The following is a 26904-nucleotide window of genomic DNA, read 5'->3' as shown; positions in this document are numbered from 1 at the left end:
AAATCCGCCCTACGTCTTGGATTAAATTGCTCTATTGGTGGCCGCGCTAGCGAAAGCCTGCGCAAGAGCCTATAGCTCGAATTGCAATGCGCGGTATTCCGTCGGCGATGTCCCCACTGCCTGGCGAAAGCGTCGCGTGAAATAAGCCTCGTCGCGAAAGCCCACCACGAACGCGATGTCCTTGATGCGGCGGGTATCGTCTGCAAGCAATGATTTTGCCCGGCTGATTCTTTGATCCGTCACCCACTGCACAAAGGTCCTGCCGGTTTCTTTTTTCATCAGGCGGCCGACATAGCCAGGAGTCAACGCCGCTGCTTGTGCTGCCGACCCCAGCGAAAGCGTGTCGTCTTCCAGGTGCTCCAGAACATGACGCATCACTTTGCTGATGGAGTCGCGGCGGCTGACTGCGCGTTCGCTGAGCGCCGCCAGTTGCATGAGCGCGTCCGCGTATCTCGCGCAAACCAGTCCGATCAATTGCAGGAGGTAACCACGAAGCCGGCTGGTCGCACCAAACCCGCGCGCACTATCTATCGCCATCATAAGGTGAACGATACGTTCGACTTCAACGAGATCGGAGTCCGTCAGCTTGAAATCTGTCTCGTCTTGAAAGCGAAAGGGCGCTAGCTCCGGAAACCGGATGATGGGAATACTCGCGAGGTCGATCCGGCCATCGACTGCATCGACATCCAGGCCAAGGAAGTCCAGCGCGAAATTGATCACGATGAACCGCGAGTGTTCAGGGTGCGGAATCATGTGCACCCGGTGTGGCGCGATGAATGCGACTGACCCGCTTGGGAACGGACGCGTTACGTCGCCGATCTGCTGCTTCGTGTCGCCGCCCAGATTGATCTGGATCTGGAAATAGTCGTGCTTGTGCGGTTCGGTGATCGCCGAGCGTAAGGTCTGGTCGCGAATGTAGAAGTCTAGGCGATCACTGCGCTCGGGCATCGCATAGGTCCGGGACGTACCTTTGGCGAATGCGATCATTGGCATGAACTCCTGTCCGAACTTTGCATAAAGGCTGGCGTTCTCAACGGCTCATGACCGAATGCCGTAATCGTGGGTAAGCAATACGCGTTGGCCATCGTAAGGAAAATAACGTTGTTTTGTCTTAGCCGGTTCGATCGGGCGTCGGCCTAAGGCGCACCGGAGATTGGCGCGTGATTCCCGTCCGCTAGCTAAGAAACCAGCGTCAAGCATACCGCTTCGCCCGAAGACCTGCCTTTAGCCCGCAGATAACGTGGTCGAAAGAACGCGCAAGCCTAAAGCCCCATGGGCAGTAGGGTAGAAAATACGATTGCCCGGCAAGCGGTAACATCACCGTGATGTTTGAATCTTGGGCGTCGATTCGTCCGGCGTGATCGAGCGCGACGAAATTGCGAATGTTACCCGGACACCACCTGCTGGGCGTATGCATGGCCCACGTCACTGACACATAAGCGTTCTATGACCTCTGTTCTTCTACTCGAAAATATCCACGACACCGCGGTCGCGCGTTTCAGCGAAGCGAAACTGGAGGTGGAGCGCCGTGCGGGCGCGCTCGCCGGCAAGGATTTAACGAGTGCGCTTCAAGCACATAACCTGGTCGGGATTCGCTCGGCGACGCATCTCGGGCGCGAGGAAATCGATGCCGCGCGCCATCTGCTCGCAATCGGCTGTTTCTGCATTGGAACGTCCCAGGTCGATCTGAACGCAGCCGCTAACGCAGGAATTCCTGTTTTCAACGCGCCGTTTTCGAATACACGCTCGGTCGCGGAACTGGTGATTGCCGAAGCTATCTTGCTACTGCGCCGCGTGCCCGAGAAGAGCGTACTGGCGCATGCGGGAACTTGGGCCAAGGGCGCCAGCGGATCGTTCGAGACGCGCGGCAAGACCATTGCGATCGTAGGGTATGGAAACATCGGCTCGCAGGTCGGCGTGCTGGCCGAAGCCATGGGTATGCGCGTGGTGTATTACGACGTGCAGGCGCGGCTCTCGCTGGGTTCTGCACGTGCGGCGCAATCGCTGGCCGACGCGGTTTCCCATGCCGACGTGGTGACGCTCCACGTGCCCGCAACGGCCCAGACGAGCCGCATGATTGATGCAGCAACGCTGGCGTGTTTCAAAGCCGGTGCGATCCTGATCAATGCATCGCGCGGTTCGGTGGTCGATATCGATGCCCTCGCGCAAGCGCTGCAGGCAAAGCGGCTAGGCGGAGCTGCCATCGACGTATTCCCGGAGGAGCCCAAGACCAATGCGGATATCTTCAAGAGCGTGCTTCAGCATTTGCCGAATGTGATTCTGACCCCGCATGTGGGCGGCAGCACGGAGGAAGCGCAGGAGAACATCGGGACCGAAGTCGCGACGAAACTCATTTCGTTTTTAACGACCGGCGACACCGTGGGATCGGTCAATTTCCCGCATGTCAATCCGGGACCGCTGGACGCGCCCGCACGTCTGCTCAACGTCCATGGCAATGCGCCGGGCGCGCTCGCAACGCTCAACACGCGGCTTGCCGCGGAGGGTGCCAACATCGTCGCTCAGCACCTGCAGACGCAGGGCGAGACGGGGTACGTAGTAACGGACCTGGATAGAACGCCATCTAGCGAGTTAATACAGGCGCTGGCCCGCGAACCCGGCTTTATCCGCACGCGCCTGCTGGTCAAATAATCCGGCGTCATGCAAGGGACCGGCGTTCTGCGGAGCAGTAAACACCGGTCCCCGGTCAGTGCGGAAACGGAGATGCCGGGCGGTTCATCGCTTGGACGTTGCGTATTCCGGAAGCGCGTGTGGTCATGTTGCGGTGGGCCGTGAAGAAACTCCATCGACACAAGATGCAGGAATTTTAAGCTCGCTTCCCGTGCCGGCTAGGCGTGAGATAAAAGAGTTAGGGTCGCTAATTATCCGGACATAAAACGAAAACGACAAACAGGCGAATCGATCAAACTTCTTGCCGAAGTCCGCAATGAAGGAAGAACCGCTCGCAGAGGCGAGCGGTTCGGGCCTTTACTAACAACTGTCAGATGGGCTTACCCGTTGCGGGCTTGCCATCGGTGGATGTTACGCGGTCCTCGGCGCCGTGACGCAACCGCAGGCTGCATAGTGCTGCAACAAAAAGCGCAACCGCGAGGATCACCAGGCCGTTCATGGGGTTGCCGGTTGACTGCTCGATCAGTCCCATGACTGTCGGTCCCACGAATCCGCCCAGCAGGCCGCACGAGTTGACCAGCGCAAGCCCGCCTGCCAGTGCCGGGCCGTTAAAGCGCGACGACGGAAACGTGAAGATGATCGACTGCACCACAAAAAACATGAATGCCGACACACACACGCCGAGCAGCCCGATGACCGGCGTCGAATAGGCTGCTATCACGAGGCCGGCCGCCATCACGATCAGCCCGCCGGTCAGGATCTGCCGGCTGCGGGAAGACGTGCTGGCAAAGCGCGGCAGCGTTGCGGCGCCGATAGCCGCAGCGATCCACGGCAAGGCCGTCAGCACGCCAATAGCGAAGGGCGAAAAATGCCCCGACGCACCAATGATGCCCGGCAAAAAGAAGATGGTCGTGTAAATGGTGAGCTGGTGGCAGAAGTACACGAAGATCGCGAGCCACACTTGCTTGTCGCCGATCACGCTGCGCAGCGAGTGGCTACCGCGGCCGCCGCTTGCCTGGCTTTCGCGCTCAGCCGCGAGCCGGCGTTCGAGCCCTTCAGCTTGTTCCTTCGATAACCACCGGGCCGACGCAGGTCCATCCGGCAGCACCTTCCACACGACGAACGCCAGCAATACGGCGGGCAACCCTTCAACCACGAACAGCCACTGCCAACCGTGCCATCCGAGCAGGCCGTCGAGTTCGAGCAATGCACCACCCAGCGGTCCGCCGACAATGTTAGCCAGACACACGCCGAGCAAGAAATAGCCCGTGGCGCGTGCCCGTTCCTCGCGATTGAACCAGTAGGTGAGATACAGCATCACGCCGGGAAACAAGCCGGCTTCGGCAGCGCCGAGCAGCAGGCGCAACACGTAGAACGAGGTCTCGCCACGCACGAACGCCATCGCGATGGAGAGCAGGCCCCAGGTGATCATGATCCGCGTGATCCACATGCGTGCGCCTAGCCGATGCATGATCAGGTTGCTCGGGATTTCGAGGAGTGCATACGATAAGAAAAACAAACCTGCGCCGAGCCCATAGGCGGCAGCGGACAGGCCCAGATCCACACTCATCGAATGCTTGGCGAGCGCAATATTCGTGCGATCGAGAAAGCTGATCACATAGACGATGACAAGCAGCGGCATCAGCTTGCGGATCATCAACTGCGTAACGGCCGCGTGCGCGAGCGGCGTGGCGGACTGCGGTTTTGTTTGAGGTCTTGTCATGGAAAACTCCGATCAGGATCGACGGAACGCCAGGCGTCCGGTGAAAAAACGTTGAGCGCCCGGGGTGCACGGGACACGTACATCTGGACATCGGCGAAGCAGCGGCATGTTGCGAATGTCACCGCAGATGCCACCGCAAAGGTCACCGCTGATGTTTTTTCCTTCGATCCACATCGTCTTTGTCTCCTACCGATTTTGTTGTTGTTAAAAGCGTTAAAAACGCAAAGGGCCGGTGAAATCCGGCTCAGAAATTCACGTTGTCTGCACCCTTGAGTCCGAGCAGTGCGCGGGCTTCCTGCGGCGTAGCCACTTCGAGCGACAGCCCTTCGATCACCTGCCGGATCTTGCGCACTTGCGCCGCACTCGATTCAGCCAACTGACCCGGCCCGATCCACAGGGAATCCTCAAGACCGACACGAACGTTCGCGCCTTGCGCCACGCCCAGCGTCGCTAGCGGAATCTGGTTGCGGCCAGCGCCGAGAATCGACCAGACGTAGTCCTTGCCGAACAGTCGGTCGGCGGTGCGGCGCATGTGCATCAGGTCTTCAGGATGGCCGCCAATCCCGCCCAGCAAACCGAATACGCTCTGGATAAAGAACGGCGGTTTGGCGAGCTTGCGTTCGACGAAATGGGCCAGGTTGTACAGATGCGAAATGTCGTAGCATTCGAACTCGAAGCGGGTGCCGTTCGCTCCGCACGATGTCAGGATGAACTCGATGTCTTTGAACGTATTCTTGAAGACCAGGTCGCGGCTATTGGCGAGATGCTCGCGTTCCCAATCGTGCTTGAGGTCCTTGAAGCGGTCGAGCATCGGGTACAGGCCGAAGTTCATCGAGCCCATGTTCAGCGACGCTATTTCCGGCTTGAAATGATGGGCGGGCCGAAGCCGTTCTTCCACCGTCATGTGCGGACTGCCGCCGCTTGTCAGGTTGATGACGGCGTCGGTGTTGGCCTTGATGCGCGGCAAGAATTCCGAGAACACGGCCGGGTCTTGCGTTGGCCGGCCGTCCTTCGGATCGCGAGCGTGCAGATGCAGGATGGCGGCGCCGGCTTCTGCGGCAGCGAGCGCGGCATCCCCAATTTCTTGCGGCGTGACCGGCAGGTACGGCGACATGGAAGGCGTATGGATGGCGCCTGTCGGCGCGCAGGTAATGATGACTTTGCGGGTTGAGGCCAAGGTGAATTCCTTTAAAAACGGATTGAAGTGATTCGGCTCTTCAGAGCACTTCGACGTTGCCGCACACGGAGATCGACTGGCCGGAGATACCGCTGCCGCCCGGTGAACACAGGAACAGCGCAGTTGCCGCGATTTCTTCTTGCGTCGTCATGCGGCGCAACGAGATCTTTTCCAGATACTTCGCTTCCATCTCGGGATAGGACAAGCCGAGCTGCTCGGCACGAGCGGCAATCACGCGCTCCATGCGCGGCCCGCGCACAATGCCTGGCTCGATCGCGTTGACGCGAATGCCATGCGGCCCGAGTTCAATGGCAAGGCTCTTGGTCAGTCCGATCAGTGCCCACTTGGTCGCGGAATAGGGCGTACGGAATGCATAACCGAGTCTTCCCGCGACGGAAGACATAGCGATGATCGAACCGCCGTGCGTGGACTTCTTTAGCAGCGGCACCGCAAGGCGTGCAAAGTAAAACTGCGCGGTGAGGTTGATCGCGACGGTCTGCTCCCACTGCTCCACATCCATCTCATCGATACCGCCAGTCGGACCCGCGATCCCCGCGTTATTGAGCAGGACATCCAGGCCGCCGAGCTTGCTTTCCACGTCGGCGAATACGCGGGCGACAGCGGTTTTATCGGCTACGTCGGCCTGTGTGGTGGAAATGGCTTCATTGGCCGGGTCCGAGCGCAGCGCGTCGAGCGCCTGCTGGCTCGCGTCGCAGACATGCACGCGGGCACCCGTTTCAGCGAAGGCCCGGGCGATGACGAGGCCGATGCCTGAGCCACCGCCGGTCACCAGTACGCGTAAGCCTGAACGCGGTTGAAGCATGCTTAAAACGCTCATTGTTTTTCCTTTTCAGTGATGACTCGGGCAACGACAGGCAGGCTGACATTCTCCGATCTACTTAGTGATACTGATAATTTTTGTAAGCTGCACGGCGCTCCTAGGTCGCCCGACGCGCTCGCACGTCATATCGCCGAAAATACTAACTGTGATGTGTGATCACACTTGCGAGCAAGTTTGGTCGCTGGCGGAAAAAATGTCAACGCGGAGTGACCTAGGGAAAACGCTGAAGTCGCAGGAAGGAGAGTCCCTGCGGCCCGCAGGGTTGAGCGGCCCGAGCGGCTGATTCGATCAGTTATATTCACTAAGACGCCTAAGATCGCCTCGAGACACCCCCTCTGGAACCGAGTGAGTAAAAGAAAATGCGATCACTTATTCAACACTGCGCCTGGTGTTTGCTGGTATCGATAGCAAGCCTTCCGGCGCTTGCCGACGACCTGCGCAGTAACCACGGAAACGATCCGTTTTTCCAGATTTCCAAAGCTATCCCTGATTGCCCCGTCCCATTGGGGCCCTTAGAGACGGAACAGGAATGGATAAGCGACGCGCATTACCGGATCGAGCGAGGCAATAGCTGTTGGGTGGAGGGACGGTGTCGTTTATCCAATGCGTATCGCTACGATGCCGAGATTGCCGAAGCGGTTCAGCGTCGGCTTAGCACGATCAATATCGCCACGCATTGGCGCGAACAATCGTCGTTATGGTTGGTGCTGCAGCGCAGGTTTATCTACGTGCAAGGTTGCGTATCACCTGCTTTCGACAAAGACACATTCCTGTCCGAGCTGGCGAAAACGGCGGATGTCGACAAGGTCATCGACAACATGACCGTCGATCCCAAGATCAAGCCCTTACCGTATCCACCGTCGGCACCGTAGAGTCGAAGATCAGGCAAGGAGGTGGCATGAAGGTCAAGCGAATAGTCGCCAATATCGGCGCGCACGACGTGGGCGAAGCCCGGCGGTTCTATCAAGACGTACTGGGTCTGGAGCTGCTGATGGATCACGGCTGGATTCAAACCTTCGGCTCCGCAACAACCATGAGCGTCCAGGTCAGCGTGGCCTCGGAGGGCGGGTCCGGCACGCCGGTGCCGGACTTATCGATTGAGGTGGATGACGTAGACGCTGCCTTCGAGCGCATGAAAGCCGCGGGTTTTCCGATTGAATACGGACCCGCCAATGAACCCTGGGGCGTAAGACGTTTCTACGTCCGCGATCCGTTCGGCAAGCTCATCAATGTGCTTGCACATACCTGAACTGGCAGCCTTAGCGAAGGATCGCGGTCTTCAACATCGATACGCAAAACCGAAAAACCTAATACCCCTGCGGCACATTCGACTTGTTCCCTGCCAGCGGTGAGCCATAACCACCGCTTTGCGTGTTATTGGGCAAGCCGTTGATCAATTGCGCACGTGGATCGGTCGGATTCAGGTTCATCTCACCCGCTTGCTGATTGCCGTGCGTCGGATATTCGCTGCCTAGCGGCGCATTCGGCATCAACTTCGTGCTGTTAGCCGGTGCGAGCATGTTGTCGTTGGGGCTCAAGCCCGTGCTCGCGGTTTGCGCATAGACCGCTTGAGTGGCAAACGACGTAACGAGCACGGCGGCGCAAACCGGTAGAACACGTTTCAACGTAACGATGATGGTCATGACTGGAACTCCCTAAGTAAGTAGGCTTTCGTGTCCTTGTCGTCTTGTCGCGTCAATTAAGCGCGCGTTTTTGTGATGTAAAAATGGTGTACCAAATGACGTATCAAACGGCGCTAGACGAGCCCGATTTCTCGCGCTTCCACCCGTCGCGTCACTTGTTTGCTTTCTTAAGCTTAGCCGCGCGTTTGGGCCGTTCATCGATAATTTTTGTCCGGGTTTTGTTCTTCAATTTTTTCCATTGCTTGCATTCGTCCTTGGTTCGCAAGCAACCTATGCAAAGCCCGGTTTTGCCATCGAATTTGCAGATGTTGATACAGGGCGATTCCACGGCCATTACGAATCCATTGCGCGTACGCTTTATTTAGATGCTCTAAATCTCGCACGATGCATGCCCGTGGACCTAAAACATAATCTGAATGGGGACAATAGGCCCGCCACATGCTCTGCATAAATAGGGCCACCGGGGAAGGGCGATACCGGGTGCTAAGATTTGGGACCTTTCGCTCGTTGCACTGTGCCCGACATTTCGGCTTTTGCTTACGACCATGCAGAAACCCCTTTTGTTTTCCACGCTAAGCCAGCTTGAATTCGAGCGGGCCGTGCTCGGACGTGTCGTTGCAGGCATGCCGTTGCGCGAGGTGCTCGAGCATGTGGTTCGCCGGGTGGAACATCGCTCCGAGCAGCCAATGCGCGCCTCCGTGCTGCTCGTCGATACCACCGGAAAACGCCTGGTCCACGGCGCCGCGCCGAGTTTGCCTGATGATTACAACCGCATTGTGGATGGCCTCGAATTCGGGCCGCTCATGGGATCGTGCGGGGCGGCGGCGTTTCGCGGCGAGCCGGTCATTGTGGAAGATATTCAGACTGATCCGGTGTGGGCAGCGTTCCGCGACATCGCCCGGCAGTACGACCTGCGCGCCTGCTGGTCCATGCCCATACAAGCGGCCGACGGCCGGCTGCTCGGCACTTTCGCCAACTATTACTCGGTTCCGAAAACGCCATCGAGCGAGGAACTGGACAATATCGCGCAAGTGGCGAGCATCGCGGCGCTCGCCATCGAGCGCCATGCGAGCGACCGGGCGTTGCGTGAAAGCGAAGAGCGTCTGCGCATCGCGCAGCAGGCGGGTGGAATTGGCACCTTCGAGATATTTCCGGAGAGCGGGCGGCTGGCGGTATCCGAGGAACTATGCTGGCAATGGGGTTTGACGCCCCGTCATGAATACCACCTCGACGACCTGCTGGATCTTGTGCATCCCGACGACCGCGACCGGGTTCGCGCCGGCCATCTCGACATGCCTGCCGGCGCGCTCGATTATCTGGAGTACCGGATTCGCCGCCCGGACAACGGCGAGGAGCGCTGGATGGCGCGTCGCGGCGAAGCGATCGAAGACAGTGCGGGCGGTTTGCGTTATCTCGGCGTGACTTATGACATCACCGGACATAAGCGGTTTGAAGAACGTCTGCGTGTCAGCGAGGCGCAATTGCGGCGCTTGAACAATTCACTGGCCGCCGAGGTCGACGCACGCACCCGCGAGCGCAACAGCATCTGGCGCAACTCGCGCGACCTGTTCATTGTCGCGAGCAGCGCGGGCGTGCTGCGTGCCGTCAATCCTGCCTGGACCGATATTCTCGGCTTCCGCGAGGACGAGCTCATCGGCAAGTCGTTCGCGGAAATCGTTCATCCTGACGACGTGGAAGCCACCGAAGCAGCGCTGCTTTCGGCGGCCCGTTCGGGGCTGGTGCGGTTTGAGAATCGCAACCGGCATAAGGACGGCTCGTATCGATGGGTGTCGTGGGTCGCCGCACCCGAAGGCGACGCGCTTTACGGCAACGGCCGCGACGTCACCAGCGAAAAGGAAACTCAGCGAGCGCTTCAACAAACCGAGGAAGCGCTGCGCCAGGCGCAGAAAATGGAGGCGCTCGGTCAACTGACGGGCGGGATTGCGCACGATTTCAACAATCTCCTGCAAGGCATCACGGGACCGCTCGAACTGATCCGCCGATACACCCAGCTTGGCCGGACAAACGACATCGACCGCTTCATTTCGATGGCGACCGGTGCGGCAAACCGGGCGGCATCGCTCACGCATCGGCTGCTGGCGTTTTCGCGGCGTCAGCCGCTCGACCCGAAGCCGGTGAACGCCGACGAATTGCTGCATTCCATCGACGATCTGCTCAAGCGCACGATGGGCGAAGCGATCGATACGCGCGTGGTGCCGAACCCGCAGCTCTGGCTCACGCGCTGCGACGCGAATCAGCTTGAAAACGCGCTGCTGAATTTCGCGATCAATGCGCGCGACGCCATGCCGGAAGGCGGCCGCCTGACGCTTGAAACCGGCAACGTGGAACTTGGCCACGACTTCGCGGCGCGTCATCCGGATGTGGTGCCGGGGCCGTACGTGGTGGTATCGGTGTCGGATACGGGCGCAGGCATGGACGCCGACGTCAAGGCGCGCGCCTTCGATCCGTTCTACACGACCAAACCGCTGGGGCAGGGCACGGGGCTGGGTTTATCGATGGCTTACGGGTTTGCGAAGCAGTCGGGCGGGATTGCGACAATCGAGAGCGCGCCGGACGCCGGCACCACGATCCGGCTGTATCTGCCGCGTTTTTCGGGCGATCCGGGCACGCAGGAAATCGCGGGAGAACTCAACGAGGAGCATCGCGCGGCCGGGCGCCACGCGATCCTGGTGGTGGAAGACGACGCGTCCGTGCGAGAACTCGTGTGCGAGATCCTGCGCGACCTGGATTATCAGGTGCTCGAAGCATTCGATGGACCGTCCGGATTGACCATCCTCAATTCGCAAGCGCGTATCGACTTGCTGGTGACCGACGTCGGACTTCCCGGGCTGAACGGCCGGCAATTGGCGGACGCCGCCCGGGCGACGCGGCCCAAACTGCGCGTGCTTTTTATGACGGGTTACGCTGAGGCCGCGACGCGCACGAATGGTTTCCTCGATACCGGTATGGAAATGATTACCAAGCCGTTCACGCTGGAGTCCATGGCGAGCCGGATTCGCAGGATGGTCACCCTGGGCCCGACGGACGAGTAAGCCAAACGACTAAGCGGTATGGCGTGGCCGGCACTCCCGAAAAAGCTCACGGTTCTACTCCCGCAAAGACTCACCTTTCGATGCAAATGGCATGTCCCTTGCTCAACCTTGCACAGATAAGGTTGACGTTCCTTCGACACCGAGCCGCCGGACACCGGCTCGTGACACTCCAGACTCGGAAAACGTGCGCCCGCATTGCGGATCCGCCCCGGATCAGCGAGCGCGTTGCCGCGTGTGATCCCGCGCTGTCCCTTGCGTCATTGATGTCCTTACGCCGTCCTTAATGAGAACGATGTCATGAAGCCAGATCCCGTGCCCCGTCGGCCGTCCACCACGGTCTTGCCGCCCGAAGGACCGGGTTTGCGGGCGCTGACATCGTTAATTACCGGTGTGGTCGTGATTTGCGTGTTGTATTTCGGCCGCGCGGTGCTGATTCCGATCATCCTCGCCGTGTTGTTGAGCTTCCTGGTCGCACCGTTTGTCGACTTGTTGCGGCGGCTGAAGTTTGGACAGGTGCCGTCGGTGATCGTGGCGGTGCTGGTGGCGTTGTCGGTGCTGACGGCTGTTGGCGCGCTGATCGGCGCCCAGGTGGCGCAACTGGCCGGCGACTTGCCGCAGTATCAGGTCGCGGTGGAGCGCAAGATCGACGCCGTGCAGCAGAGAACCATCGGCCGGGCCGATGCGTTTCTAGGGAAAGCAGCGACGGCGCTCAAGCGCCTTTCCCCGAATCGCCAGGACGAGATTCGCAAGAACGAAGAGAATCCCGCAGCCTCGCCTATCGATTCCCCGATGCCGGTCGAAGTGCACGAACCGGCGCCTTCGCCCGTGGAGCTGGCGCAGCGGTTTTTATCACCGGTGATCAGTCCGCTGGAAACCACCGGCATTGTGCTGGTGGTCGCCATCTTCATCTTGTTGCAGCGAGAAGACCTGCGCGACCGGCTGATCCGCTTGTTCGGCTCACGCGACCTGCACCGCGCGACCACGGCCATGGACGAAGCCGCGCGCCGGCTGTCCCGCTATTTCCTCGCGCAGCTTGGCATCAACATGGGCGTGGGCATTGTCATCTCGATCGGGCTGGCGATCATCGGCGTACCCGGCGCGTTGCTGTTCGGCGTGCTCACCGGCTTGCTGCGTTTCGTGCCGTACGTGGGTACCTGGATCGCGGCGTTGCTGGCCGTGGTGTTCGCGGCGGCAGTCGGACCCGGCTGGTCGATGATGATCTGGACCATCGTCCTGTTCGGCGTGACTGACGTGGTCGCTGGGCAGGTGGTCGAACCGCTGCTGTACGGACACAGCACGGGCCTTTCGCCGTTCGCGGTGATCGTTGCGGCGATTTTCTGGAGCTGGATCTGGGGACCGATCGGGCTGGTTTTATCGACGCCGCTGACCTTGTGCCTGGTGATCCTGGGGCGGCATGTGGACCGGCTGGAATTCCTCGACGTGCTGTTCGGCGACCGTCCAGCGCTGACGCCAGCGGAGAATTTCTATCAGCGGCTGCTCGCCAACGATCCCGATGAAGCGCTCGTGCAAGCCGAGTCGCTGCTCAAGGAGCGCTCGCTCAGCGCGTATTACGACGAAGTGGCGCTCGAAGGGTTGCGGATTGCGCACAACGACGTGTTGCGCGGGGTCGTGACCGCAGACCAGTTGAGGCGCATCAACGAATCGGCGATGGACATTGTCGAAGGGCTCGAAGAGGTGGAGGACGTGGTGATGGCGGTCAGGCAGGAGGAGGATCCGCCGGCCAGTCTGGAGATGTCCGATCGCGAAGCCGGCATCGTGCACGAAGCGCCGCCGTCTCACTTCGATGCCGCCCGCGAAGGACACACGGCGTCCGTGCTGTGCATCGCCGGGCGCGGTGTGCTTGACGACCTGGCGTCGGCTATCGCGGTGCAATTGTTCCGCAAGCATGGCCTGGGCGCGGACTTGGCACCGTACGAGCGGTTTTCGCGCACGCGCTTCGACGAGATCGATTTGACGGGCGTATCGCTGATCTGCGTGATTTCGTTCGATGCCGCCGAATCGCCGCCGTATTTGCGCAATTTGCTGCGGCGTCTGCATCAACGGGCGGCCACGGCTGATCTGATCGTGGGATTGGTGCTGCCGAACAGCGCGCTGGAAGGCGAGGCGGTCATTCGCAAGACATCGGCGGCTACGTCGTTCAAGGAATTGGTCGAAGCGTGTGTGGCGGCGGCACGGCGGCAGTCCACCGACGGCATTTCTTGGGAAGGGCTGAATCCGCCCGACGCGGTTGTGTCAGGAGACGTTGAGAGCGCCAAGGAGAAGGCGCCCGTGGTGCCGGTGTTGCGGGGGGCTTGAGGGGGCTTTGCAGATCCATTCGCGGCCAGGCTGTCATCCCGGTTGCGAACGGACCAAACGTTAAATCAAACCCTTCTAGCGGTTTCCGTCGAACAGGTCGTTCAACATGGTGTCGAACGCGGCTTGCGCTTCCTCCAGTTCCTGAAGCGCGGCGTCGAAGGTCTGCAATGCCATCTGCGATGGCCGGCCATCGCCTCCCGGCGGAAAGTGCCCCTGCAACGCCGTGAACGCGGTCTGCACCTGCCGCGTGGCATTGACGATGCGCTCCATCGCCCGCGCTTCTTCTGTTCGATTGTGTTCAGCCGTCATCGGAGTCTCCGTTCTAACAACCCCGATAGTACCAACGGTTGCCACGTCAGGCACGCGCTCCGCTTATCGACGCACACGCGGACATTATTGCGACGTCCACCCGCCATCAATCTGCAGAGCCGCGCCGCGCATTTCATCGGCGCCGTCCGAGCACAGAAACACGGCCAGCTTGCCGATCTGCTCCGGCGTAACGAACTGTTCCGACGGCTGCTTCTCTCCCAGCAACTTCGAGCGCGCAGCGTCCGGCGAAATGTTGTCGCGGGTCGCGATATCGTCGATCTGCTTTTGCACCAGCGGCGTCAGGACGAATCCCGGGCAGATCGCATTCACCGTCACGCCCGTGCGCGCATTTTCGAGCGCGGCCACTTTCGTCAGGCCGACAATGCCGTGCTTCGCTGCCACGTAAGCCGATTTCCCCACCGAGCCCACTAACCCATGTGCCGACGCGATATTGATCACGCGGCCCCAGCCGCTGTCGCGCATCCTGGGCAACGCCACGCGCATGGTATGAAACGCCGAGCTCAGGTTGATCGCGATAATCGCGTCCCACTTGTCGACGGGGAAAGTATCGATAGTCGCCACGTGCTGAATGCCCGCGTTGTTCACGAGCACATCAACGGCGCCGAATTGCTCGATAGCGAAGGCGATCATTACTTCAATCTCGGCGGACTTCGACATGTCCGCGCCGTGATGCACCGCCTTCACGCCGTGCTGTTCGATTTGCGCGATGGCGCCCTGGATGACAGCGGCGTCACCGAAGCCGTTCAACACGAGATTCGCGCCGGCTTGCGCGAGCGCGGTAGCGACGCCAAGGCCGATGCCGCTCGTCGATCCAGTGACAAGCGCGGTTTTACCGGCGAGCGGTGCTGCTGCGGATGAGGTCATGGTGAAGTCCTGTGGGGGAGGAATAGGGACGCGAAAGCGGCTGCCGCAAAGTTTGCCAGATGCGGATGCGCGATGTTGGTTTGCATCGGCGGCTGCTAACTGAAGCCGCCGATGCAAAGGACAAAACCAAAAGCCTTAAACCAGCCCGGTCATGTAGTACACCGCGATCACGAAAAACACGGCCAGCGTCTTGATGATCGTCACGGCGAAGATGTCGCGATACGACTCGCGGTGCGTCAATCCGGTCACGGCCAGCAACGTGATCACTGCGCCGTTATGCGGCAGCGTGTCCATGCCGCCACTCGCCATGGCGACCACCCGATGCAGCACCTCCAGCGGAATGTGCGCCGCTTCCGCGCCCTTGATGAACGTATCGGACATGGCCGCCAGCGCGATGCTCATGCCGCCCGATGCCGAGCCTGTGATGCCAGCCAGCGAACTCACCGAGACAGCCGCGTTTACGAGCGGATTCGGAATGCTCTTGAGCGCATCGCTGACCACGATAAACCCCGGCAATGCAGCGATCACGCCGCCGAAACCATACTCGGACGCGGTGTTCAATGAGGCAAGCAACGCACCGCCGACCGCCGCTTTCGTTCCTGCCGCGAAGCGTTCGCGCACGCGTCCGAACGCCGTCAATACGACCATCAGGATGCCAAGCAGCAACGCGCCTTCCACAGCCCAGATGGCGACGACCGATTTGATTGGCGTGACGACGGGCGCATGAATGCCCGGCAGCACGTTGTCCGCGACGGTATAACTCGCGCCGTACCAGACGGGGATCAGCTTGGTCAGCACGAAGTTCGCGACGCCCACCAGCACGAGCGGTGCAACAGCAAGCAGCGGATTCGGCAGATGCGCGCTTTCCACGCGCTCCGGCTCGTTCACGAGCGACGTGCCGTAGCCTTCGCCCGTGGCCATCACCGAACGGCGGCGCCACTCGAGGAACGACAACCCGACCACCACGATAAACAGCGAGCCGATAGTGCCAAGCCACGGCGCAGCCCAACCGGTGGTCTTGAAGAACGTCGTGGGAATGATGTTCTGGATCTGCGGTGTGCCCGGCAGCGAATCCATGGTGAAGGAGAACGCTCCGAGCGCGATGGCGCCGGGCATCAGCCGCTTCGGGATATTGCTCTGCCGGTACATTTCGGCCGCGAACGGATAGACCGCGAACACGACCACGAACAGCGACACACCGCCGTAAGTGAGCAACGCGCACACCGCGACAATCACCGCATTGACGCGCGTCTTGCCGATGTATCGAATGGCGGCGGCCACGATGGATTCGGAGAATCCCGACAATTCCACCACTTTGCCGAATACGGCGCCGAGCAGGAACACCGGGAAATACAGCTTCACGAAGCCGACCATCTTCTCCATGAAGATGCCGGAAAACACCGGTGCGACGGCCGCGGGTTCGGTCAGCAGGACTGCTGCGAGCGCGGCGAGCGGCGCCACCAGGATCACGCTGTAGCCGCGATAAGCGGCCAGCATGAGAAACGCCAAAGCGGCGAGGACGATGATGAACGACATGAAGTCTCCGTTAGTTGTTGTGTGTCCCGGCAAGCGATGGCAAAAGTAATAGTAAAAGTAATCGCCGTTCGGAAAAGGGTGCGCCCTCTATGCAGCATTCATGCCAAAGACCGGTAACCGTTGTCCAGCAAGGGCGCGCGGTTCCGGCGAGCGGAGCGTGCTTCAAATAATGTCCACCAATCGAGACAGCGCCGTGACGCAAAACTCGCCCGAACGGCCGGTCACATAATGTTTGACGGCGATCTTGCCGTATTTCCACGTTTCGAGATACCCTGTCTCCATATCGAGAAAACCTCACGAGACACTGGATGCATAACGACTGGACGCATGTCCCCGTCGATTACAGCGACGTTTTGCGTCGCGCGATGGATTCGCTTTTCAAGACCTTCGAGAATTTTAGCGAAGGCACTTTTATTGTCGACAAAGAAGCGCGGGTCGTCTGGATCAATAAACGCTACGCGGCACGCTTCGGGTTTTCGGATCCGCAAGAGGCGATCGGCCGCGATTGCGAATCGGTGATCCCGAACAGCCTGATGCGCGAAGTCGTGACAACGGGCAAGCCGATCCTGCTCGATCTGCTTGAAACGGATCGCGAGCCGCTGGTCGTTACGCGCTTGCCGCTGAAGGACGATTTCGGCCAGACGGTCGGGGCAATTGGTTTTGCGCTCTTCGATGAAATGAAGGCGCTGACGCCGCTCTTTTCGCACTACTCGCGCGTGCAGCAGGAACTGATCGCGACACGGCAATCGCTCGCGCAAGCGCGGCGCGCCAAATATACGTTCGCGAGTTTCGTGGGGACGAGTGCCGCGAGCCTCGATGTCAAACGCCAGGCGCGACGCGCGGCGCAAGTCGATTCGCCCGTGCTGTTGTCCGGCGAAACGGGCACGGGCAAGGAGCTGCTGGCGCACGCAATTCACGGCGCATCTGCGCGCGCCGCGCGGCCGCTCGTGAGCGTGAACGTCGCGGCGATTCCGGACACCTTGCTCGAAGTGGAGTTTTTCGGCGCGGCGGCGGGCGCCTACACGGGCGCGGATCGCAAGGGCCGTGTGGGCAAGTTCGAACTGGCCGATGGCGGCACGCTCTTCCTCGATGAAATCGGCGATATGCCGCTCGTGCTGCAGGGCAAGTTGCTGCGCGTGTTGCAAGAGAAGGAGTTCGAGCCGCTGGGGTCGAACCGGATCGTGCGCACGGATGTCCGGATCATCGCGGCGACGTCGGCGGATTTGCCGGCGCTGGTGGCCAGCGGCCGGTTTCGCGCGGACTTGTTTTATCGGCTGAACGTGCTGTCTATCCACGCGCCGCCGTTGCGCGAGCGGGCGGGGGATATCGAGGCGCTGGTGTACGCCATGCTCGAAGAGCTTTCCGCCGATGCCCGCCCGCGTCACGCCGGCCAGTTCGTGCTCCATGACGACGCTCGGCGCCTGCTCGCCGCGTATTCGTGGCCCGGCAACGTGCGCGAGTTGCGCAACGTGCTGGAGCGTGCGGTGATGTTGTCGGACAGTGAACATATCGATGCCCGCGCGCTCGGCGCGTTCATGGGTTCAGTGGGCGTGGCGGCATCGCCTGAATCCGCGGGCGCGCCGGAGGAAACCGATGCAGCGTCCTACGCCGAAGCCATGGCGGCCTTCGAAAAGCGTTTCCTCTCAGAAGCGCTGCGCGCAAGCGGCGGTCGTGTAGCCGAGGCGGCGCAGCGGATTGGCATTGGCCGGGCGACGATGTACAAGAAGATCGTCGCACTGGGCATCGAGGTTTAGATCAATGAGCAAAAACACATGAACAAAGACACGAACAAGACGGTGTTATCCCGCGAGTACGAGGCGCTTGCGATCGACCAGTTGCAGCGCCTGGCGCAAGAACGCTTCGATACCCGGCTTGGACAGTTCGAGGCGAAGGAATGGCTTGACGAGTTATCGAAGATCATCGGCGCGCATTTCTACAACCAGGCACTCGCCGATGTAAAAGCGAAAATCGACGCCCGCGTTGAGATGATCGACAGCGATATCTGGGGGCTTCAAAAGTAGCGCGAACGTATTCACGAAGGGGCCGTTCGATCACACGATCCGCGCTGCAAGGAGGCAAGCCGAAAGCTCCGCGTGGCATACTCGCGGAATCAATAAAAACAGCATTAAAAAGGGGTTCCGGATGAAGATTTCCAGCGTACGAGCATCGCGTTTTCTGGCGCTGTTGCCGCTTGCGGCTGCGGTGTCGGTATTGTCTGCGTGCAGCAGCGCGCCGCCGCTCTTTTCATCCGATGGCCGCCCGACTTCCATGATCCAGTGCCCGTCTAACGGCGGCTGGAGCAATTGCCAGGAAAATGCCCGCGCATTGTGCGCGGGCAGTTACGACGTCCTCGATCAAAGCAGCGACAACGGCCAGAACAGCTTGTTGATCGCGTGCAGGGCGAAGTAACGGCGGGGCTTTGTCCAACCAAGGCTCTACAAAGCTCTAACTTCTAAGCCGGCGACGGACAATCCGGCGCCGGATGCGCGGGCAGGTTGAGCAGCAGGCGAATCAGGTCGACCTGCCGATTCGTTGCCGTCTTCTGATAGATCGCTTGCAACTGCTTGCGCACGGTGTCGTGCTGTACGCCGGTCTGGTTGGCTATCTCCTTCGGCGTACGCCCTTCCGCGATATGACAAGCCACGCGGCACTCAGCCGGCGTGAGGTCGAACGCGCTCGCGAGCAGATCGGGATCGACAATAGGTGGTGAATCCGGGTGATAGAACGTGAGCAATGCGGCGTGCCCGCGGCTCACTGCGACCGGGTGATAAAACACGTAGAGCGCGTCTTGACCGTGCTGCTCCGTCAGCCGAAGCATCTTGTACGCCGGTGTCACGTCCGCCGCCGCCCGACAACTGTCCAGAATCCGGCGTTGCGCCGCGCCCTGCAGTTCGAGCGTGCCGTCGACGACCTGAACCAACCGGGTCCGCCCCAGCATCTGCGCGGCTGCGTCGTTAAAGCGGAGCACCTTTCCGGTCAGTGCGACGAGCATGGCCGGTTGACGCCATTCGTCGAGAAAGGGAACACGCACGAAATGCCCGGGCGCCGCGAAATAACGTGCGTCCTGGAGTCGTGCAGCGCGCGAAAGATGGGGCATCAGGCGATCGAGCCAGCGCGGCTCGGACCCGATAAGAGCCGCCCCTTCCGATACAAACTCGCAGACCAGCGTGATCAACGACTCTCCAGAATCGAGAATAGGCCGAATTGAAACATATCCCGACGCGCTTACCTTCCCGGGCTCAGCACTTTTCTGATCCGATTCGCAGCGCGCAAACGATTCAATTGGATTCTCCGGCGGTCCTGCCGGTTGATATCCGGGGGTGCCGTAATAATCGGTATTTTCTCGATTTCCGAAACTCTCGGAATGAACATTAGCGGGCTGCTTATCGCTTACGGATATCGAGACTGCGCGTGCCCCAATCAAGCCGGCGATCGCTGCACATACCGCAGCCCACCCGTGAGGGTGCGTAAGCGTTCCATATATATCGTTAACAGTCTGGTCATATTGGTCGCTTTCAAATGGCATCCATTTTCTCCCCGTGATGCGGATAATTTGCCGATCTGAAACGTCGGCCTTATTGCATTTTTACTGTTCCGCATTTGCGGAATGTACAACACCCCGCCCGTTTAGTTACTCTATGCGAAGTCCTTCAACGGCCTGTGCTGCCACCTCCGGCGGCGCGCAGCGCGCATGTGTGAACTTCAGAGCATCCAGTTTATGACACCGGAAACGGTTATCTGTTCCGTGTGTCGTCCCGAACTTGTTTCATAAAAAAGTAAAAATAACATCTACCTTGGAGTAGTGAATGAACCATCGGCAAATTGAAACGGATATTCTCCATCTGGAGCAGGTAATCGGAAGAATCTCCACTGACGATCGCATCCCCTTGTCTTACTGGCGTAACCGGGTTGATTTGGTCGCATCCAGTGCGCTTGTGCCCGCGCAGCAATCTCGCATGCAGCGAATCAATGAACGGCTCGAGCGGCTTGAAGCCAGCATCGGATTGAACTGCTCGCTGGTTTGAAGCGGGTGTATGTGTTAGTTGGTCTGAATTCCCGTTTCGTATCACGGAGTTACAAGCTGAGGTAAATCTTCCCTCGAAGCTCATTTCTGGCGTGCTTAAATGATCCGCCGACGCAGCGTAGAACCCTTTCCGATAGCAGCCGTATTCGAGCGCCATCTATATGACTCCCTCGACGACTAAACGGTGACGAGTAAGATCCGATAACTGGCGTTACACGCCATGTTCAATTCGGGCGCATGCCGAACCGCAGAGAGCAGCTTATGGCCACTTATAAGCAACTGACCGCACAACTTGAAAACTGCACAAGGAAGTTGCGATTGCACAGCAGAATGAAGTCGAGGCTGTGATTGAAGATATCAAGCGCAGATCGTTGACTACGACTTGACCGCGGCAGAACTGGGTTTTTCAGCGAGGCGCGGCAGGCCTTCCAGGAAGGCGCCGTTGCCGCCGAAGTGCCGGGATCCGAAGACCGGCGTGACATGGAGCGGACGCGGGCGTCCACCCGGCTGGCTGGCAGGGCGCAACAAGGAACGCTTCCTGATCGGTGCGTGATCGGTGCTTGAGCACCTCGCGCGAGAGCGTCGCAAAGATTCACGCGTGATGCATTCAATGCAGCGTCTCTCGCAACAACGTCACGTCGTAGCCGAGCGAGCGTGCGCGATTGACCAATGCCGTGCGTTGCTCAGCCGATGGTTTCGCTTCACGCGTCAGGATCCACAGGTACTTGCCGCTTGGTTCGCCGACGATGGACCACGTGTAGTCATCGGCGTGATCGAGCACCCAGTAATTGCCCACGTAAAACGGTCCGAAGAACGACACTTTCAGCTTCGTATTGTTCGAATCCGGCACGATCTTCGCCTTCCCTTCGGACGACCTGAATGCGCCGTTCACTCCGCCAGTCCGGCATGAATTGATGATGGAGACCAAGCCGTCATCGCGCTTTGCATAGTTCGCCGTGACCGCTTCGCAACCGCGTTCGAAGCGGTTCTCGTAGCGTGCAAATTCGTACCAGTGACCCAGGTAACGATCGAGATCGACCGGCTTCGCAGGCTCGGGCACATGCGCGTTGCCGCTCTTGTTGCTGCCGCCCATTGTGCAAGCGGCCAGCAGGCCCAGTCCGCCGATCACCAGCAAAGCCGTTGTGCCGATGGTGACGGATCGTTTGAATTTCATAATGGTCCTCGGTGTGTTTAAGCGGTACGCGTCGCTGTATGAGCAAGCTTCATTCCGTTACTTCCAGGTCCCGCATAGCCTCACCTATAGCATGACGAAGTCATCGGAAAGCACTGCCAGCAAGCACTTAAAGCGCACCTGCAGCCATGACAACTGTTTTAACAACAGGTCGCAACTCATTGATGGAGAACACTTTAACGTGTTGCATGCAATACGCCCCAAGACTTGCTCGATGCTCTTCATGTGCTTTCTCAACATCGCAGGATCACCCTCCCGTATAACCTCACCTATAGCGTCACTCACCTGTAACTCACTTCACGCTGACGCGAGCAGAGCAGCGAAACTGTGTCGCGTGTCACCTCTGCGAACCACTAGGAGATCCCGGAGCGAGCTAGAGGGAAAGCCGTAAAGGCCTTATAGATAAAGCCTCACAGCGGTATACCTCAGGCACTTGTTGAAGCCCGGTTACCTCCCCGATCTAGTTAGCGATACTTGCAAATAAGGTGAAGCGTGAGTTTTTGTCAGGTCATGCAACTCACCTCGCGCGACTCCCGAAATCGCTCACCTTTACAAAGTTCGCTCTGCGGCAAGCGAATTCAGCCGCTATGCTCTTGGCCTCGTTCACTTGGCTCCGCTGCTCATGTCGTCGCTGGTCTCGTCGCTTTTCGCACCACTTCTCAGAATCATCCTTCCTGTGTTCGCGTTGATCTTTGCGGGTTACGCGTGTCGCAAGACCAATCGGCTGGGGCCGAATGCGTCGTCGGAATTGAATCGATTCGTGGTTTATCTGGCATTGCCCGCGCTGCTCTTCGACATCATGGCGACCACGCCATGGCATACGCTCGATCAGCCTGCGTTCATCGCTGTGTTTGGTCTGGGTGCGGGCGGAGTATTCCTGCTGACCGTGCTGATTCGATTAAAGCAGTCACGTCATCTCGCCGATGCCAGCCTTGACGGTCTCAACGCCGCTTATCCTTATCCGAATACGGGTTTTATCGGCTTGCCGTTATGCATGCTCGCCTTTGGTCACGCGAGCCTTGCGCCCGCAGTGATTGCAACGATCCTCACGGTATGCGTGCTGTTCGCCGTAGGTATCGTGTTGATAGAACTGGGTTTGCAGACGGATAAGAGATGGGGCGCCACGTTCGGCAAGGTGCTCAGGTCGCTGATCACCAATCCCTTGTTGTTCGCGCCGTTCGCGGGCTGGCTATGCAGTGGAGCGGGGCTCACTATCTCGGGTGGTGCTGACACGTTTCTCAAGTTGCTGGGTGCAGCGGCAAGTCCGTGCGCACTCGTGGCGCTTGGGCTATTCCTTGGCGAGAAGTCAGAAGGCGGCGCAGTGAAGTTGAAGACCACCACGGCGCTGGTCTTCGCCAAGCTCGTAGCGCAACCCTTGCTGACTGGGTGGCTGGCGTTTCATGTGTTCGCGTTGCCCGCGTTGTGGGCGAAGACGGCAGTCATTCTCAGCGCGTTACCCACGGGGACGGGGCCGTTCATGCTGGCGGAGTTTTATCGGCGGGAAGCGGCAGTGACGTCCAGCACCATTCTGTTTTCCACCGTCATTTCGCTGATCACGGTCACGGTGTGCCTTGCTGCGTTGAGTTGAGAGCGGATGTCGAAAGGCTGTGTTCTCGTGAAACGGGAAGCATAGAATTTATCTGCTCCAGACCATGAGGACACACGTGGGTTTGAAAACCAGGATCATGCTGCTGGTGTTCGTGATGACGTTCGTGGGCTGCATTGCGCTCGGCGTTTCGACATTCAAATGGCAAGGCATCGATCTAACACTTGCATCGCGTGGCGCGATCGCAAACGCCCACCCGCGTTAACCGCCGGTCGGGCATCCCATCGGCTCGAAGTAGCTGATCGAGCCGTCCGCAAGGCGTTCTGAAGCCGCTATCCGCATCTGCTGCCCGTATCGCGTGGAGACGGGCCAGTCGATCCCGAAATACCGTTACGATCGTCAGTTAATGTTCAATATAAAGAACATAAAATTTCTATTTACCATTTGTGTTCGTTATATTGAACATTAACATGCGGACGGGTAATGTTTCGTATAGAATACGTTAAGACTTAAATGGCAATTAATGTAAGGTATATTAAACATGAACCTTGCCGAATTGGGTGGAGCCTTCAAGCGGGCCAGAATTGAGGCAAATTTGACTCAAGGGGAAGTCGCGCAGCGTAGCGGCGTTCAACGTGCACGCATCAGTCTCTTTGAGACGGGCGCGTTGGCCGAGTTGGGTGCGGTCAAGATGATGAGCCTTTTCAACGCAGTTGGACTTGAGACGTTCGTGCGGCCGGCGGGTCACCGACGAACGCTCGATGACGTACTCAGCGAGTCAGCAGACGATCGTGCCCCCGCCTCGCGCCAGCGGGTACGGCCCGGCACGGGTCAGCGTCTCATGAAAACCGATGCCGGCAAGGCGTCCTAATGAGCGGACCCGTCCTCGATGTTTACGTCGATTCGAAGCTCGTTGGCACCCTGACGGAAGAGGCCGGCAGCGGTGTGTTCACTTACCTTCCTGACGTCCCGGCGGAGAACCTTGTTTCGCTGCTGATGCCGGTTCGCGCCGAGTCCTATGTCTGGAAAAAAGGACTTCATCCGTTTTTTCAGATGAACCTGCCTGAGGGCTACAAGAAAGACCGCATTCGCGAAACTTTGGGTCCGCATGCGGATGTAACCGATATGGGTTTGCTTGCACTAACCGGTGCTACCAGTATTGGGCGAGTTCAAGTCGTGCCGCGCGGCATCTCGCCTGGAGCAGTGGGCGGTAACCTGCAGATATCGGATCTGCTCGCGTCCACTGACTCGCGCGAGAACCTCCTGCATCTTCTGGATGAGGGGGTGACACAGGGCATTTCGGGTGTCATGCCGAAGGCGCTGGCCAGACGCGAGGACAAGGCAACCGTCTGGACGGGAGAATTTATCCTGAAGACGGGTTTCGACGATATTCCCTGGCTATCCGTCAACGAATACCTCTGCCTCGAGGTCGCGCGCCAGGCTGGACTGGAGGTCCCGGAAACGAGGCTCTCGGATGACGGTCAGGTTCTCGCTATCCGCCGATTCGACCGCACGAAAGGCGGCAAGTGGCTGGCTGTCGAAGATTATTGCGCATTGAAGGGCTTGGATCCTATCGAGAAGTATCGCAAGGGAACCCTTGAAGACCTGGCTAAACTGACACAGGAATTCAGCCTCGGTGGCCACGTCAAGGAAAGCGCTCGCAAGCTCTTTACGCTGCACCTCTTGAACATTGCGCTGAGAAATGCGGATGCACACCTGAAGAATTTCGCCGTGACTTACACGAGCGCGGACGATGTCCGCCTTGCCCCGGTCTATGACATCGTTACGGTGACGGTCTATCCGCGTTACAGGACGAATCTTCCAGCGTTGCCTTTGTACGGCAAGCGTGTATGGGCGTCGGGCAAAGCGCTTGTACGTTACGGCGGCGCGTGGCTAGGCCTGACTTCGGCCGACATGACGGATAGCGTGGAGCGCGTCACCGCGGCCGTGCAGGCTGTCCTGCCCCTTGTACGAGAATCTGTCGACCGTTTCCCTGGCTTTCAAGACGTCGCCAAACGAATGCTCGATGCCTGGGCGCAAGGTCTTGAAGACATCAGGCCTGATGCCAAACCCGGCAAGAGTGTGCCTGCGCCCCTGCGTGAGCAGGCTGGACTGTCAGACTCAAACGAGCCGGAGCGTCGCAAGGAACCCAACCCCTACGCGAGCCTTGACGGGCCGTTCTCGCACAAGGCACGTTAGACATGTAAGCCGCTCACCCTCTGAGCGACCTTCCACCGCTAACGCGAAGTCAACAATTCCGTCCGCCGCGTTACGCCTTCCCCCGTTGCGCTCATTGCGTGCTGACGCGCAGACCATTCGCTTGCGTCACGGTCGTATCCGTTCCCGATGTGACGCGTTCAAAGCGCGCTGTTTGATACGGCAACAACTGGGGATAACTTTCCGAATGGATCGCGTCGAGCTCGCCGCTCTTTTGGGCGGCGATCAGTTCCGCCTTCACCTCGGCCCGCGTTCTCGGCGCGTAGGCGTTTTGCTGAACGGTGTCGGTGGATTGGGCAAAAACAGGTGCCGATGAGACCAGCACGGCGACAAACAAACTTCCGATAAGCGCGCGTTTCATGATGAACCCTTGACTGTTTGGAGATGGCGCGTTTCACGCCATCGATGTGAAGCAGTCTATTCACATCGCTATCGATGACCAATGTCGATTGAGAAAACATATTGTTGTCCATCGCGCATGAATGTGAAGTTTTGTGTCTTCACGCGAGAGATGATCGGTCGCTGATCGGCCCGCAGCATGCCAATCCTTGCGTTTTCGGTAAGGATGAATTCCTTACATCGGCATTTTTCTGCATCCGCTTAATCGATATTCTCGGTTCACCGATCCGGCTCGATCGTTGCCAACTCACCGAGGTATCTCATGAAACGCATACTTTCCCTGTTCGCCGTTATCGCTTTGTTCGCTGTCGCAGGTACTGCCGGCGCTGCTACCAACGCCAATTCACAGTCATCGACGTGCCAAGGTCCGCCGTCGCAATGCAATGTGTTCTTCGGTCAATAACGTCTGATTTAACGCTCCGATAACCGCGCTTTTAACGGTCTTCGTCACGCGTCTAGCCCTATTCCGCCAAACCTTGGGCGGTTTAGTGCGAATTATTAAACATCCACAAAGTTGTCCACAGTTTCTGTGGACAACTTTGTGGAAATCATCTCGAAAATGGCTTGAAACGGGGCTGTCGCCCGGTATCGATCGAAACGCCCATCTCGCAGCAGAATGGAGCAAGACGGCGACAAGAATGGGCATCGCCAGACGCTGGTCCGCACGTCAATCCGACCCAATTCCGATAGCCTTGGCCCCGGTCGAACGCCTATGATGGGTCGGCTGGCGCGCATCACATTCGTGGATGCAGTTCATCATTCCGCTTCATTCAGTCACCGGGACAAGCCATGACCTACAAGATTGCGGTTGTTGTTGGCAGCATTCGCCGAGACTCATTCAACAAGCAGCTTGCGCATGCGGTGGTGTCGCTTGCGCCGCCGGATTTTTCGTTCGAGTTTCTGGATATCGCGAGCCTGCCGCTCTATAGCCAGGACTACGACAGCGACTTTCCCGAAGTCGCGCGAACCTTCAAGGAAAAGATAGCGGCGGCGAATGGCCTGCTATTCGTGACGGCGGAATACAACCGCTCGATTCCCGGCGTGCTGAAGAATGCGCTGGACTGGGGTTCGCGGCCGTGGGGCCACAGCGCGTGGGGCAACAAGCCGGGCGCGGTGCTCGGCACGTCACCGGGCGCAACGGGCACGGCGCTCGCGCAGGCGCATCTGCGAAATGTGCTCGCGTACCTCGATGTCCCTCTCATCGGTCATCCGGAGATGTTCGTCAAGCACGATCTAAACCGTATCGATGCCAGCGGCACGATCGTGAGTGAGGACACGCGCAAGTTCCTGCAAAATTTCGTCGATAAATACGTTGCATGGGTTCAGCGCCTCGCGACGGTTTAGCCTGCAAAACCCGTCAGCAAAACGTCAACGGCCCGCTAAAGCGGGCCGTTGACGTTTCAAACGTTGTCAAA

The 26904-nt window shown here is 59.1% G+C and carries 26 protein-coding genes and 1 pseudogene; 15 read left to right on the top strand and 12 right to left on the bottom strand.

Going from position 1 to position 26904, the window contains the following annotated elements:
• Nucleotides 1-69: 69 nt before the first annotated feature.
• Nucleotides 70-987, bottom strand: a complete 918-nt coding sequence (locus tag GSQ93_RS31530; RefSeq protein ID WP_254074153.1) for an AraC family transcriptional regulator — start codon at nucleotides 985-987, stop codon at nucleotides 70-72.
• Nucleotides 988-1428: 441 nt separating this feature from the next.
• On the opposite strand from GSQ93_RS31530, the gene serA reads away from it, so the two are divergent.
• Nucleotides 1429-2649, top strand: coding sequence for a phosphoglycerate dehydrogenase (gene serA, locus GSQ93_RS31525; protein ID WP_301952101.1), 1221 nt, complete (start codon nucleotides 1429-1431; stop codon nucleotides 2647-2649).
• 349 nt (nucleotides 2650-2998) lie between these two features.
• Here the strand turns inward: serA and GSQ93_RS31520 are convergent, their stop codons facing one another.
• The 3 genes from GSQ93_RS31520 to GSQ93_RS31510 form a co-directional block, all read right to left on the bottom strand.
• On the bottom strand, nucleotides 2999-4351 hold the full coding sequence (locus GSQ93_RS31520; protein ID WP_158939813.1) for an MFS transporter: 1353 nt from the start codon (nucleotides 4349-4351) through the stop codon (nucleotides 2999-3001).
• Between the two features lie 244 nt (nucleotides 4352-4595).
• On the bottom strand, nucleotides 4596-5528 hold the full coding sequence (locus GSQ93_RS31515) for a 3-keto-5-aminohexanoate cleavage protein (protein ID WP_158939812.1): 933 nt from the start codon (nucleotides 5526-5528) through the stop codon (nucleotides 4596-4598).
• 40 nt (nucleotides 5529-5568) lie between these two features.
• The gene (locus GSQ93_RS31510) at nucleotides 5569-6366 is read right to left on the bottom strand and encodes an SDR family oxidoreductase (protein WP_158939811.1); all 798 of its coding nucleotides are present in this window, start codon (nucleotides 6364-6366) and stop codon (nucleotides 5569-5571) included.
• Between the two features lie 362 nt (nucleotides 6367-6728).
• Between GSQ93_RS31510 and GSQ93_RS31505 the strand changes: the two genes are divergently transcribed.
• Nucleotides 6729-7241 carry a hypothetical protein gene (locus GSQ93_RS31505; RefSeq protein WP_158939810.1) on the top strand — a complete coding sequence of 171 codons (513 nt, stop codon included), beginning with the start codon at nucleotides 6729-6731 and terminating at the stop codon, nucleotides 7239-7241.
• A 26-nt stretch (nucleotides 7242-7267) separates the two neighbouring features.
• Nucleotides 7268-7618 carry a VOC family protein gene (locus GSQ93_RS31500; protein ID WP_158939809.1) on the top strand — a complete coding sequence of 117 codons (351 nt, stop codon included), beginning with the start codon at nucleotides 7268-7270 and terminating at the stop codon, nucleotides 7616-7618.
• A 58-nt stretch (nucleotides 7619-7676) separates the two neighbouring features.
• On the opposite strand, the gene GSQ93_RS31495 is transcribed toward GSQ93_RS31500, so the two are convergent.
• Nucleotides 7677-8012 carry a hypothetical protein gene (locus GSQ93_RS31495; protein ID WP_254074152.1) on the bottom strand — a complete coding sequence of 112 codons (336 nt, stop codon included), beginning with the start codon at nucleotides 8010-8012 and terminating at the stop codon, nucleotides 7677-7679.
• A gap of 151 nt (nucleotides 8013-8163) precedes the next feature.
• Nucleotides 8164-8346 (bottom strand): DUF1289 domain-containing protein, encoded by a 183-nt coding sequence (locus tag GSQ93_RS31490; RefSeq protein WP_158939808.1) that lies wholly within the window; start codon nucleotides 8344-8346, stop codon nucleotides 8164-8166.
• Between the two features lie 211 nt (nucleotides 8347-8557).
• Here GSQ93_RS31490 and GSQ93_RS31485 point away from each other — a divergent pair, with 211 nt between their 5' ends.
• Together GSQ93_RS31485 and GSQ93_RS31480 are read left to right on the top strand one after the other, a co-directional pair.
• Complete coding sequence (locus tag GSQ93_RS31485) at nucleotides 8558-11065, top strand: PAS domain-containing protein (RefSeq protein ID WP_158939807.1); 2508 nt, start codon at nucleotides 8558-8560, stop codon at nucleotides 11063-11065.
• Between the two features lie 297 nt (nucleotides 11066-11362).
• Nucleotides 11363-13381: an AI-2E family transporter gene (locus GSQ93_RS31480; protein ID WP_158939806.1), complete on the top strand. Its 2019-nt coding sequence runs from the start codon at nucleotides 11363-11365 to the stop codon at nucleotides 13379-13381.
• A 75-nt stretch (nucleotides 13382-13456) separates the two neighbouring features.
• Here GSQ93_RS31480 and GSQ93_RS31475 read toward each other — a convergent pair whose 3' ends face one another.
• The 3 genes from GSQ93_RS31475 to GSQ93_RS31465 all read right to left on the bottom strand — a co-directional run bounded on the left by GSQ93_RS31475 (nucleotide 13457) and on the right by GSQ93_RS31465 (nucleotide 16111).
• Nucleotides 13457-13690 (bottom strand): hypothetical protein, encoded by a 234-nt coding sequence (locus tag GSQ93_RS31475; RefSeq protein WP_158939805.1) that lies wholly within the window; start codon nucleotides 13688-13690, stop codon nucleotides 13457-13459.
• An 84-nt stretch (nucleotides 13691-13774) separates the two neighbouring features.
• Entirely contained in the window at nucleotides 13775-14575 is an 801-nt protein-coding gene (locus GSQ93_RS31470; RefSeq protein WP_158939804.1) for a 3-hydroxybutyrate dehydrogenase, read from the bottom strand.
• Nucleotides 14576-14710: 135 nt separating this feature from the next.
• Nucleotides 14711-16111: a GntP family permease gene (locus GSQ93_RS31465; RefSeq protein ID WP_158939803.1), complete on the bottom strand. Its 1401-nt coding sequence runs from the start codon at nucleotides 16109-16111 to the stop codon at nucleotides 14711-14713.
• 308 nt (nucleotides 16112-16419) lie between these two features.
• On the opposite strand from GSQ93_RS31465, the gene GSQ93_RS31460 reads away from it, so the two are divergent.
• From GSQ93_RS31460 to GSQ93_RS31450, 3 genes are all read left to right on the top strand, one after another.
• The gene (locus GSQ93_RS31460; protein ID WP_158939802.1) at nucleotides 16420-17865 is read left to right on the top strand and encodes a sigma-54-dependent Fis family transcriptional regulator; all 1446 of its coding nucleotides are present in this window, start codon (nucleotides 16420-16422) and stop codon (nucleotides 17863-17865) included.
• 18 nt (nucleotides 17866-17883) lie between these two features.
• On the top strand, nucleotides 17884-18132 hold the full coding sequence (locus GSQ93_RS31455) for a DUF2164 domain-containing protein (protein WP_158939801.1): 249 nt from the start codon (nucleotides 17884-17886) through the stop codon (nucleotides 18130-18132).
• A 121-nt stretch (nucleotides 18133-18253) separates the two neighbouring features.
• The gene (locus tag GSQ93_RS31450) at nucleotides 18254-18520 is read left to right on the top strand and encodes a hypothetical protein (RefSeq protein WP_254074151.1); all 267 of its coding nucleotides are present in this window, start codon (nucleotides 18254-18256) and stop codon (nucleotides 18518-18520) included.
• 43 nt (nucleotides 18521-18563) lie between these two features.
• Here the strand turns inward: GSQ93_RS31450 and GSQ93_RS31445 are convergent, their stop codons facing one another.
• Nucleotides 18564-19286 carry a helix-turn-helix transcriptional regulator gene (locus tag GSQ93_RS31445; protein ID WP_158939800.1) on the bottom strand — a complete coding sequence of 241 codons (723 nt, stop codon included), beginning with the start codon at nucleotides 19284-19286 and terminating at the stop codon, nucleotides 18564-18566.
• A gap of 631 nt (nucleotides 19287-19917) precedes the next feature.
• On the opposite strand from GSQ93_RS31445, the gene GSQ93_RS31440 reads away from it, so the two are divergent.
• Nucleotides 19918-20136 (top strand): hypothetical protein, encoded by a 219-nt coding sequence (locus GSQ93_RS31440; RefSeq protein ID WP_158939799.1) that lies wholly within the window; start codon nucleotides 19918-19920, stop codon nucleotides 20134-20136.
• Between the two features lie 260 nt (nucleotides 20137-20396).
• Nucleotides 20397-20688, top strand: a pseudogene (locus GSQ93_RS31435) (H-NS family nucleoid-associated regulatory protein).
• Between the two features lie 54 nt (nucleotides 20689-20742).
• On the opposite strand, the gene GSQ93_RS31430 reads toward GSQ93_RS31435, so the two are convergent.
• On the bottom strand, nucleotides 20743-21309 hold the full coding sequence (locus GSQ93_RS31430; RefSeq protein WP_158939798.1) for a lipocalin family protein: 567 nt from the start codon (nucleotides 21307-21309) through the stop codon (nucleotides 20743-20745).
• A 640-nt stretch (nucleotides 21310-21949) separates the two neighbouring features.
• On the opposite strand from GSQ93_RS31430, the gene GSQ93_RS31425 reads away from it, so the two are divergent.
• From GSQ93_RS31425 to GSQ93_RS31410, 4 genes are all read left to right on the top strand, one after another.
• Nucleotides 21950-22915, top strand: a complete 966-nt coding sequence (locus GSQ93_RS31425) for an AEC family transporter (RefSeq protein ID WP_158939797.1) — start codon at nucleotides 21950-21952, stop codon at nucleotides 22913-22915.
• Nucleotides 22916-22991: 76 nt separating this feature from the next.
• The gene (locus GSQ93_RS31420) at nucleotides 22992-23138 is read left to right on the top strand and encodes a hypothetical protein (RefSeq protein WP_158939796.1); all 147 of its coding nucleotides are present in this window, start codon (nucleotides 22992-22994) and stop codon (nucleotides 23136-23138) included.
• A 276-nt stretch (nucleotides 23139-23414) separates the two neighbouring features.
• Entirely contained in the window at nucleotides 23415-23744 is a 330-nt protein-coding gene (locus GSQ93_RS31415; protein ID WP_158939795.1) for a helix-turn-helix transcriptional regulator, read from the top strand.
• Nucleotides 23744-25072, top strand: a complete 1329-nt coding sequence (locus tag GSQ93_RS31410) for a type II toxin-antitoxin system HipA family toxin (RefSeq protein WP_158939794.1) — start codon at nucleotides 23744-23746, stop codon at nucleotides 25070-25072. Before GSQ93_RS31415 ends, GSQ93_RS31410 begins: the two co-directional genes overlap by 1 nt.
• 91 nt (nucleotides 25073-25163) lie before the next feature.
• On the opposite strand, the gene GSQ93_RS31405 is transcribed toward GSQ93_RS31410, so the two are convergent.
• Entirely contained in the window at nucleotides 25164-25451 is a 288-nt protein-coding gene (locus GSQ93_RS31405; protein WP_158939793.1) for a DUF4148 domain-containing protein, read from the bottom strand.
• Between the two features lie 827 nt (nucleotides 25452-26278).
• On the opposite strand from GSQ93_RS31405, the gene GSQ93_RS31400 reads away from it, so the two are divergent.
• On the top strand, nucleotides 26279-26833 hold the full coding sequence (locus GSQ93_RS31400; RefSeq protein ID WP_158939792.1) for an NADPH-dependent FMN reductase: 555 nt from the start codon (nucleotides 26279-26281) through the stop codon (nucleotides 26831-26833).
• The last annotated feature ends 71 nt before the right edge of the window (nucleotides 26834-26904 follow it).

This window comes from Burkholderia sp. S171 (genome assembly GCF_009766085.1).
Lineage (GTDB): Bacteria > Pseudomonadota > Gammaproteobacteria > Burkholderiales > Burkholderiaceae > Caballeronia.
Note: the sequence above shows the minus strand (reverse complement) of the source record. Positions and strands in the feature narration are given on the sequence as shown.

Excerpts from the sequence above, each read along its gene's own strand:
- GSQ93_RS31430 (WP_158939798.1), bottom strand. The coding sequence starts at position 21,309 with ATGAAATTCAAACGATCCGTCACCATCGGCACAACGGCTTTGCTGGTG.
- GSQ93_RS31490 (WP_158939808.1), bottom strand. The coding sequence starts at position 8,346 with ATGGCCGTGGAATCGCCCTGTATCAACATCTGCAAATTCGATGGCAAA.
- GSQ93_RS31470 (WP_158939804.1), bottom strand. The coding sequence starts at position 14,575 with ATGACCTCATCCGCAGCAGCACCGCTCGCCGGTAAAACCGCGCTTGTC.
- GSQ93_RS31455 (WP_158939801.1), top strand. The coding sequence starts at position 17,884 with ATGAACAAAGACACGAACAAGACGGTGTTATCCCGCGAGTACGAGGCG.
- GSQ93_RS31460 (WP_158939802.1), top strand. The coding sequence starts at position 16,420 with ATGCATAACGACTGGACGCATGTCCCCGTCGATTACAGCGACGTTTTG.
- GSQ93_RS31410 (WP_158939794.1), top strand. The coding sequence starts at position 23,744 with ATGAGCGGACCCGTCCTCGATGTTTACGTCGATTCGAAGCTCGTTGGC.
- GSQ93_RS31510 (WP_158939811.1), bottom strand. The coding sequence starts at position 6,366 with ATGAGCGTTTTAAGCATGCTTCAACCGCGTTCAGGCTTACGCGTACTG.
- GSQ93_RS31480 (WP_158939806.1), top strand. The coding sequence starts at position 11,363 with ATGAAGCCAGATCCCGTGCCCCGTCGGCCGTCCACCACGGTCTTGCCG.
- GSQ93_RS31450 (WP_254074151.1), top strand. The coding sequence starts at position 18,254 with ATGAAGATTTCCAGCGTACGAGCATCGCGTTTTCTGGCGCTGTTGCCG.
- GSQ93_RS31405 (WP_158939793.1), bottom strand. The coding sequence starts at position 25,451 with ATGAAACGCGCGCTTATCGGAAGTTTGTTTGTCGCCGTGCTGGTCTCA.
- GSQ93_RS31485 (WP_158939807.1), top strand. The coding sequence starts at position 8,558 with ATGCAGAAACCCCTTTTGTTTTCCACGCTAAGCCAGCTTGAATTCGAG.
- GSQ93_RS31440 (WP_158939799.1), top strand. The coding sequence starts at position 19,918 with ATGAACCATCGGCAAATTGAAACGGATATTCTCCATCTGGAGCAGGTA.
- GSQ93_RS31505 (WP_158939810.1), top strand. The coding sequence starts at position 6,729 with ATGCGATCACTTATTCAACACTGCGCCTGGTGTTTGCTGGTATCGATA.
- GSQ93_RS31425 (WP_158939797.1), top strand. The coding sequence starts at position 21,950 with ATGTCGTCGCTGGTCTCGTCGCTTTTCGCACCACTTCTCAGAATCATC.
- GSQ93_RS31465 (WP_158939803.1), bottom strand. The coding sequence starts at position 16,111 with ATGTCGTTCATCATCGTCCTCGCCGCTTTGGCGTTTCTCATGCTGGCC.
- GSQ93_RS31520 (WP_158939813.1), bottom strand. The coding sequence starts at position 4,351 with ATGACAAGACCTCAAACAAAACCGCAGTCCGCCACGCCGCTCGCGCAC.
- GSQ93_RS31415 (WP_158939795.1), top strand. The coding sequence starts at position 23,415 with ATGAACCTTGCCGAATTGGGTGGAGCCTTCAAGCGGGCCAGAATTGAG.
- GSQ93_RS31400 (WP_158939792.1), top strand. The coding sequence starts at position 26,279 with ATGACCTACAAGATTGCGGTTGTTGTTGGCAGCATTCGCCGAGACTCA.
- GSQ93_RS31530 (WP_254074153.1), bottom strand. The coding sequence starts at position 987 with ATGATCGCATTCGCCAAAGGTACGTCCCGGACCTATGCGATGCCCGAG.
- GSQ93_RS31500 (WP_158939809.1), top strand. The coding sequence starts at position 7,268 with ATGAAGGTCAAGCGAATAGTCGCCAATATCGGCGCGCACGACGTGGGC.
- GSQ93_RS31475 (WP_158939805.1), bottom strand. The coding sequence starts at position 13,690 with ATGACGGCTGAACACAATCGAACAGAAGAAGCGCGGGCGATGGAGCGC.
- GSQ93_RS31495 (WP_254074152.1), bottom strand. The coding sequence starts at position 8,012 with ATGACCATCATCGTTACGTTGAAACGTGTTCTACCGGTTTGCGCCGCC.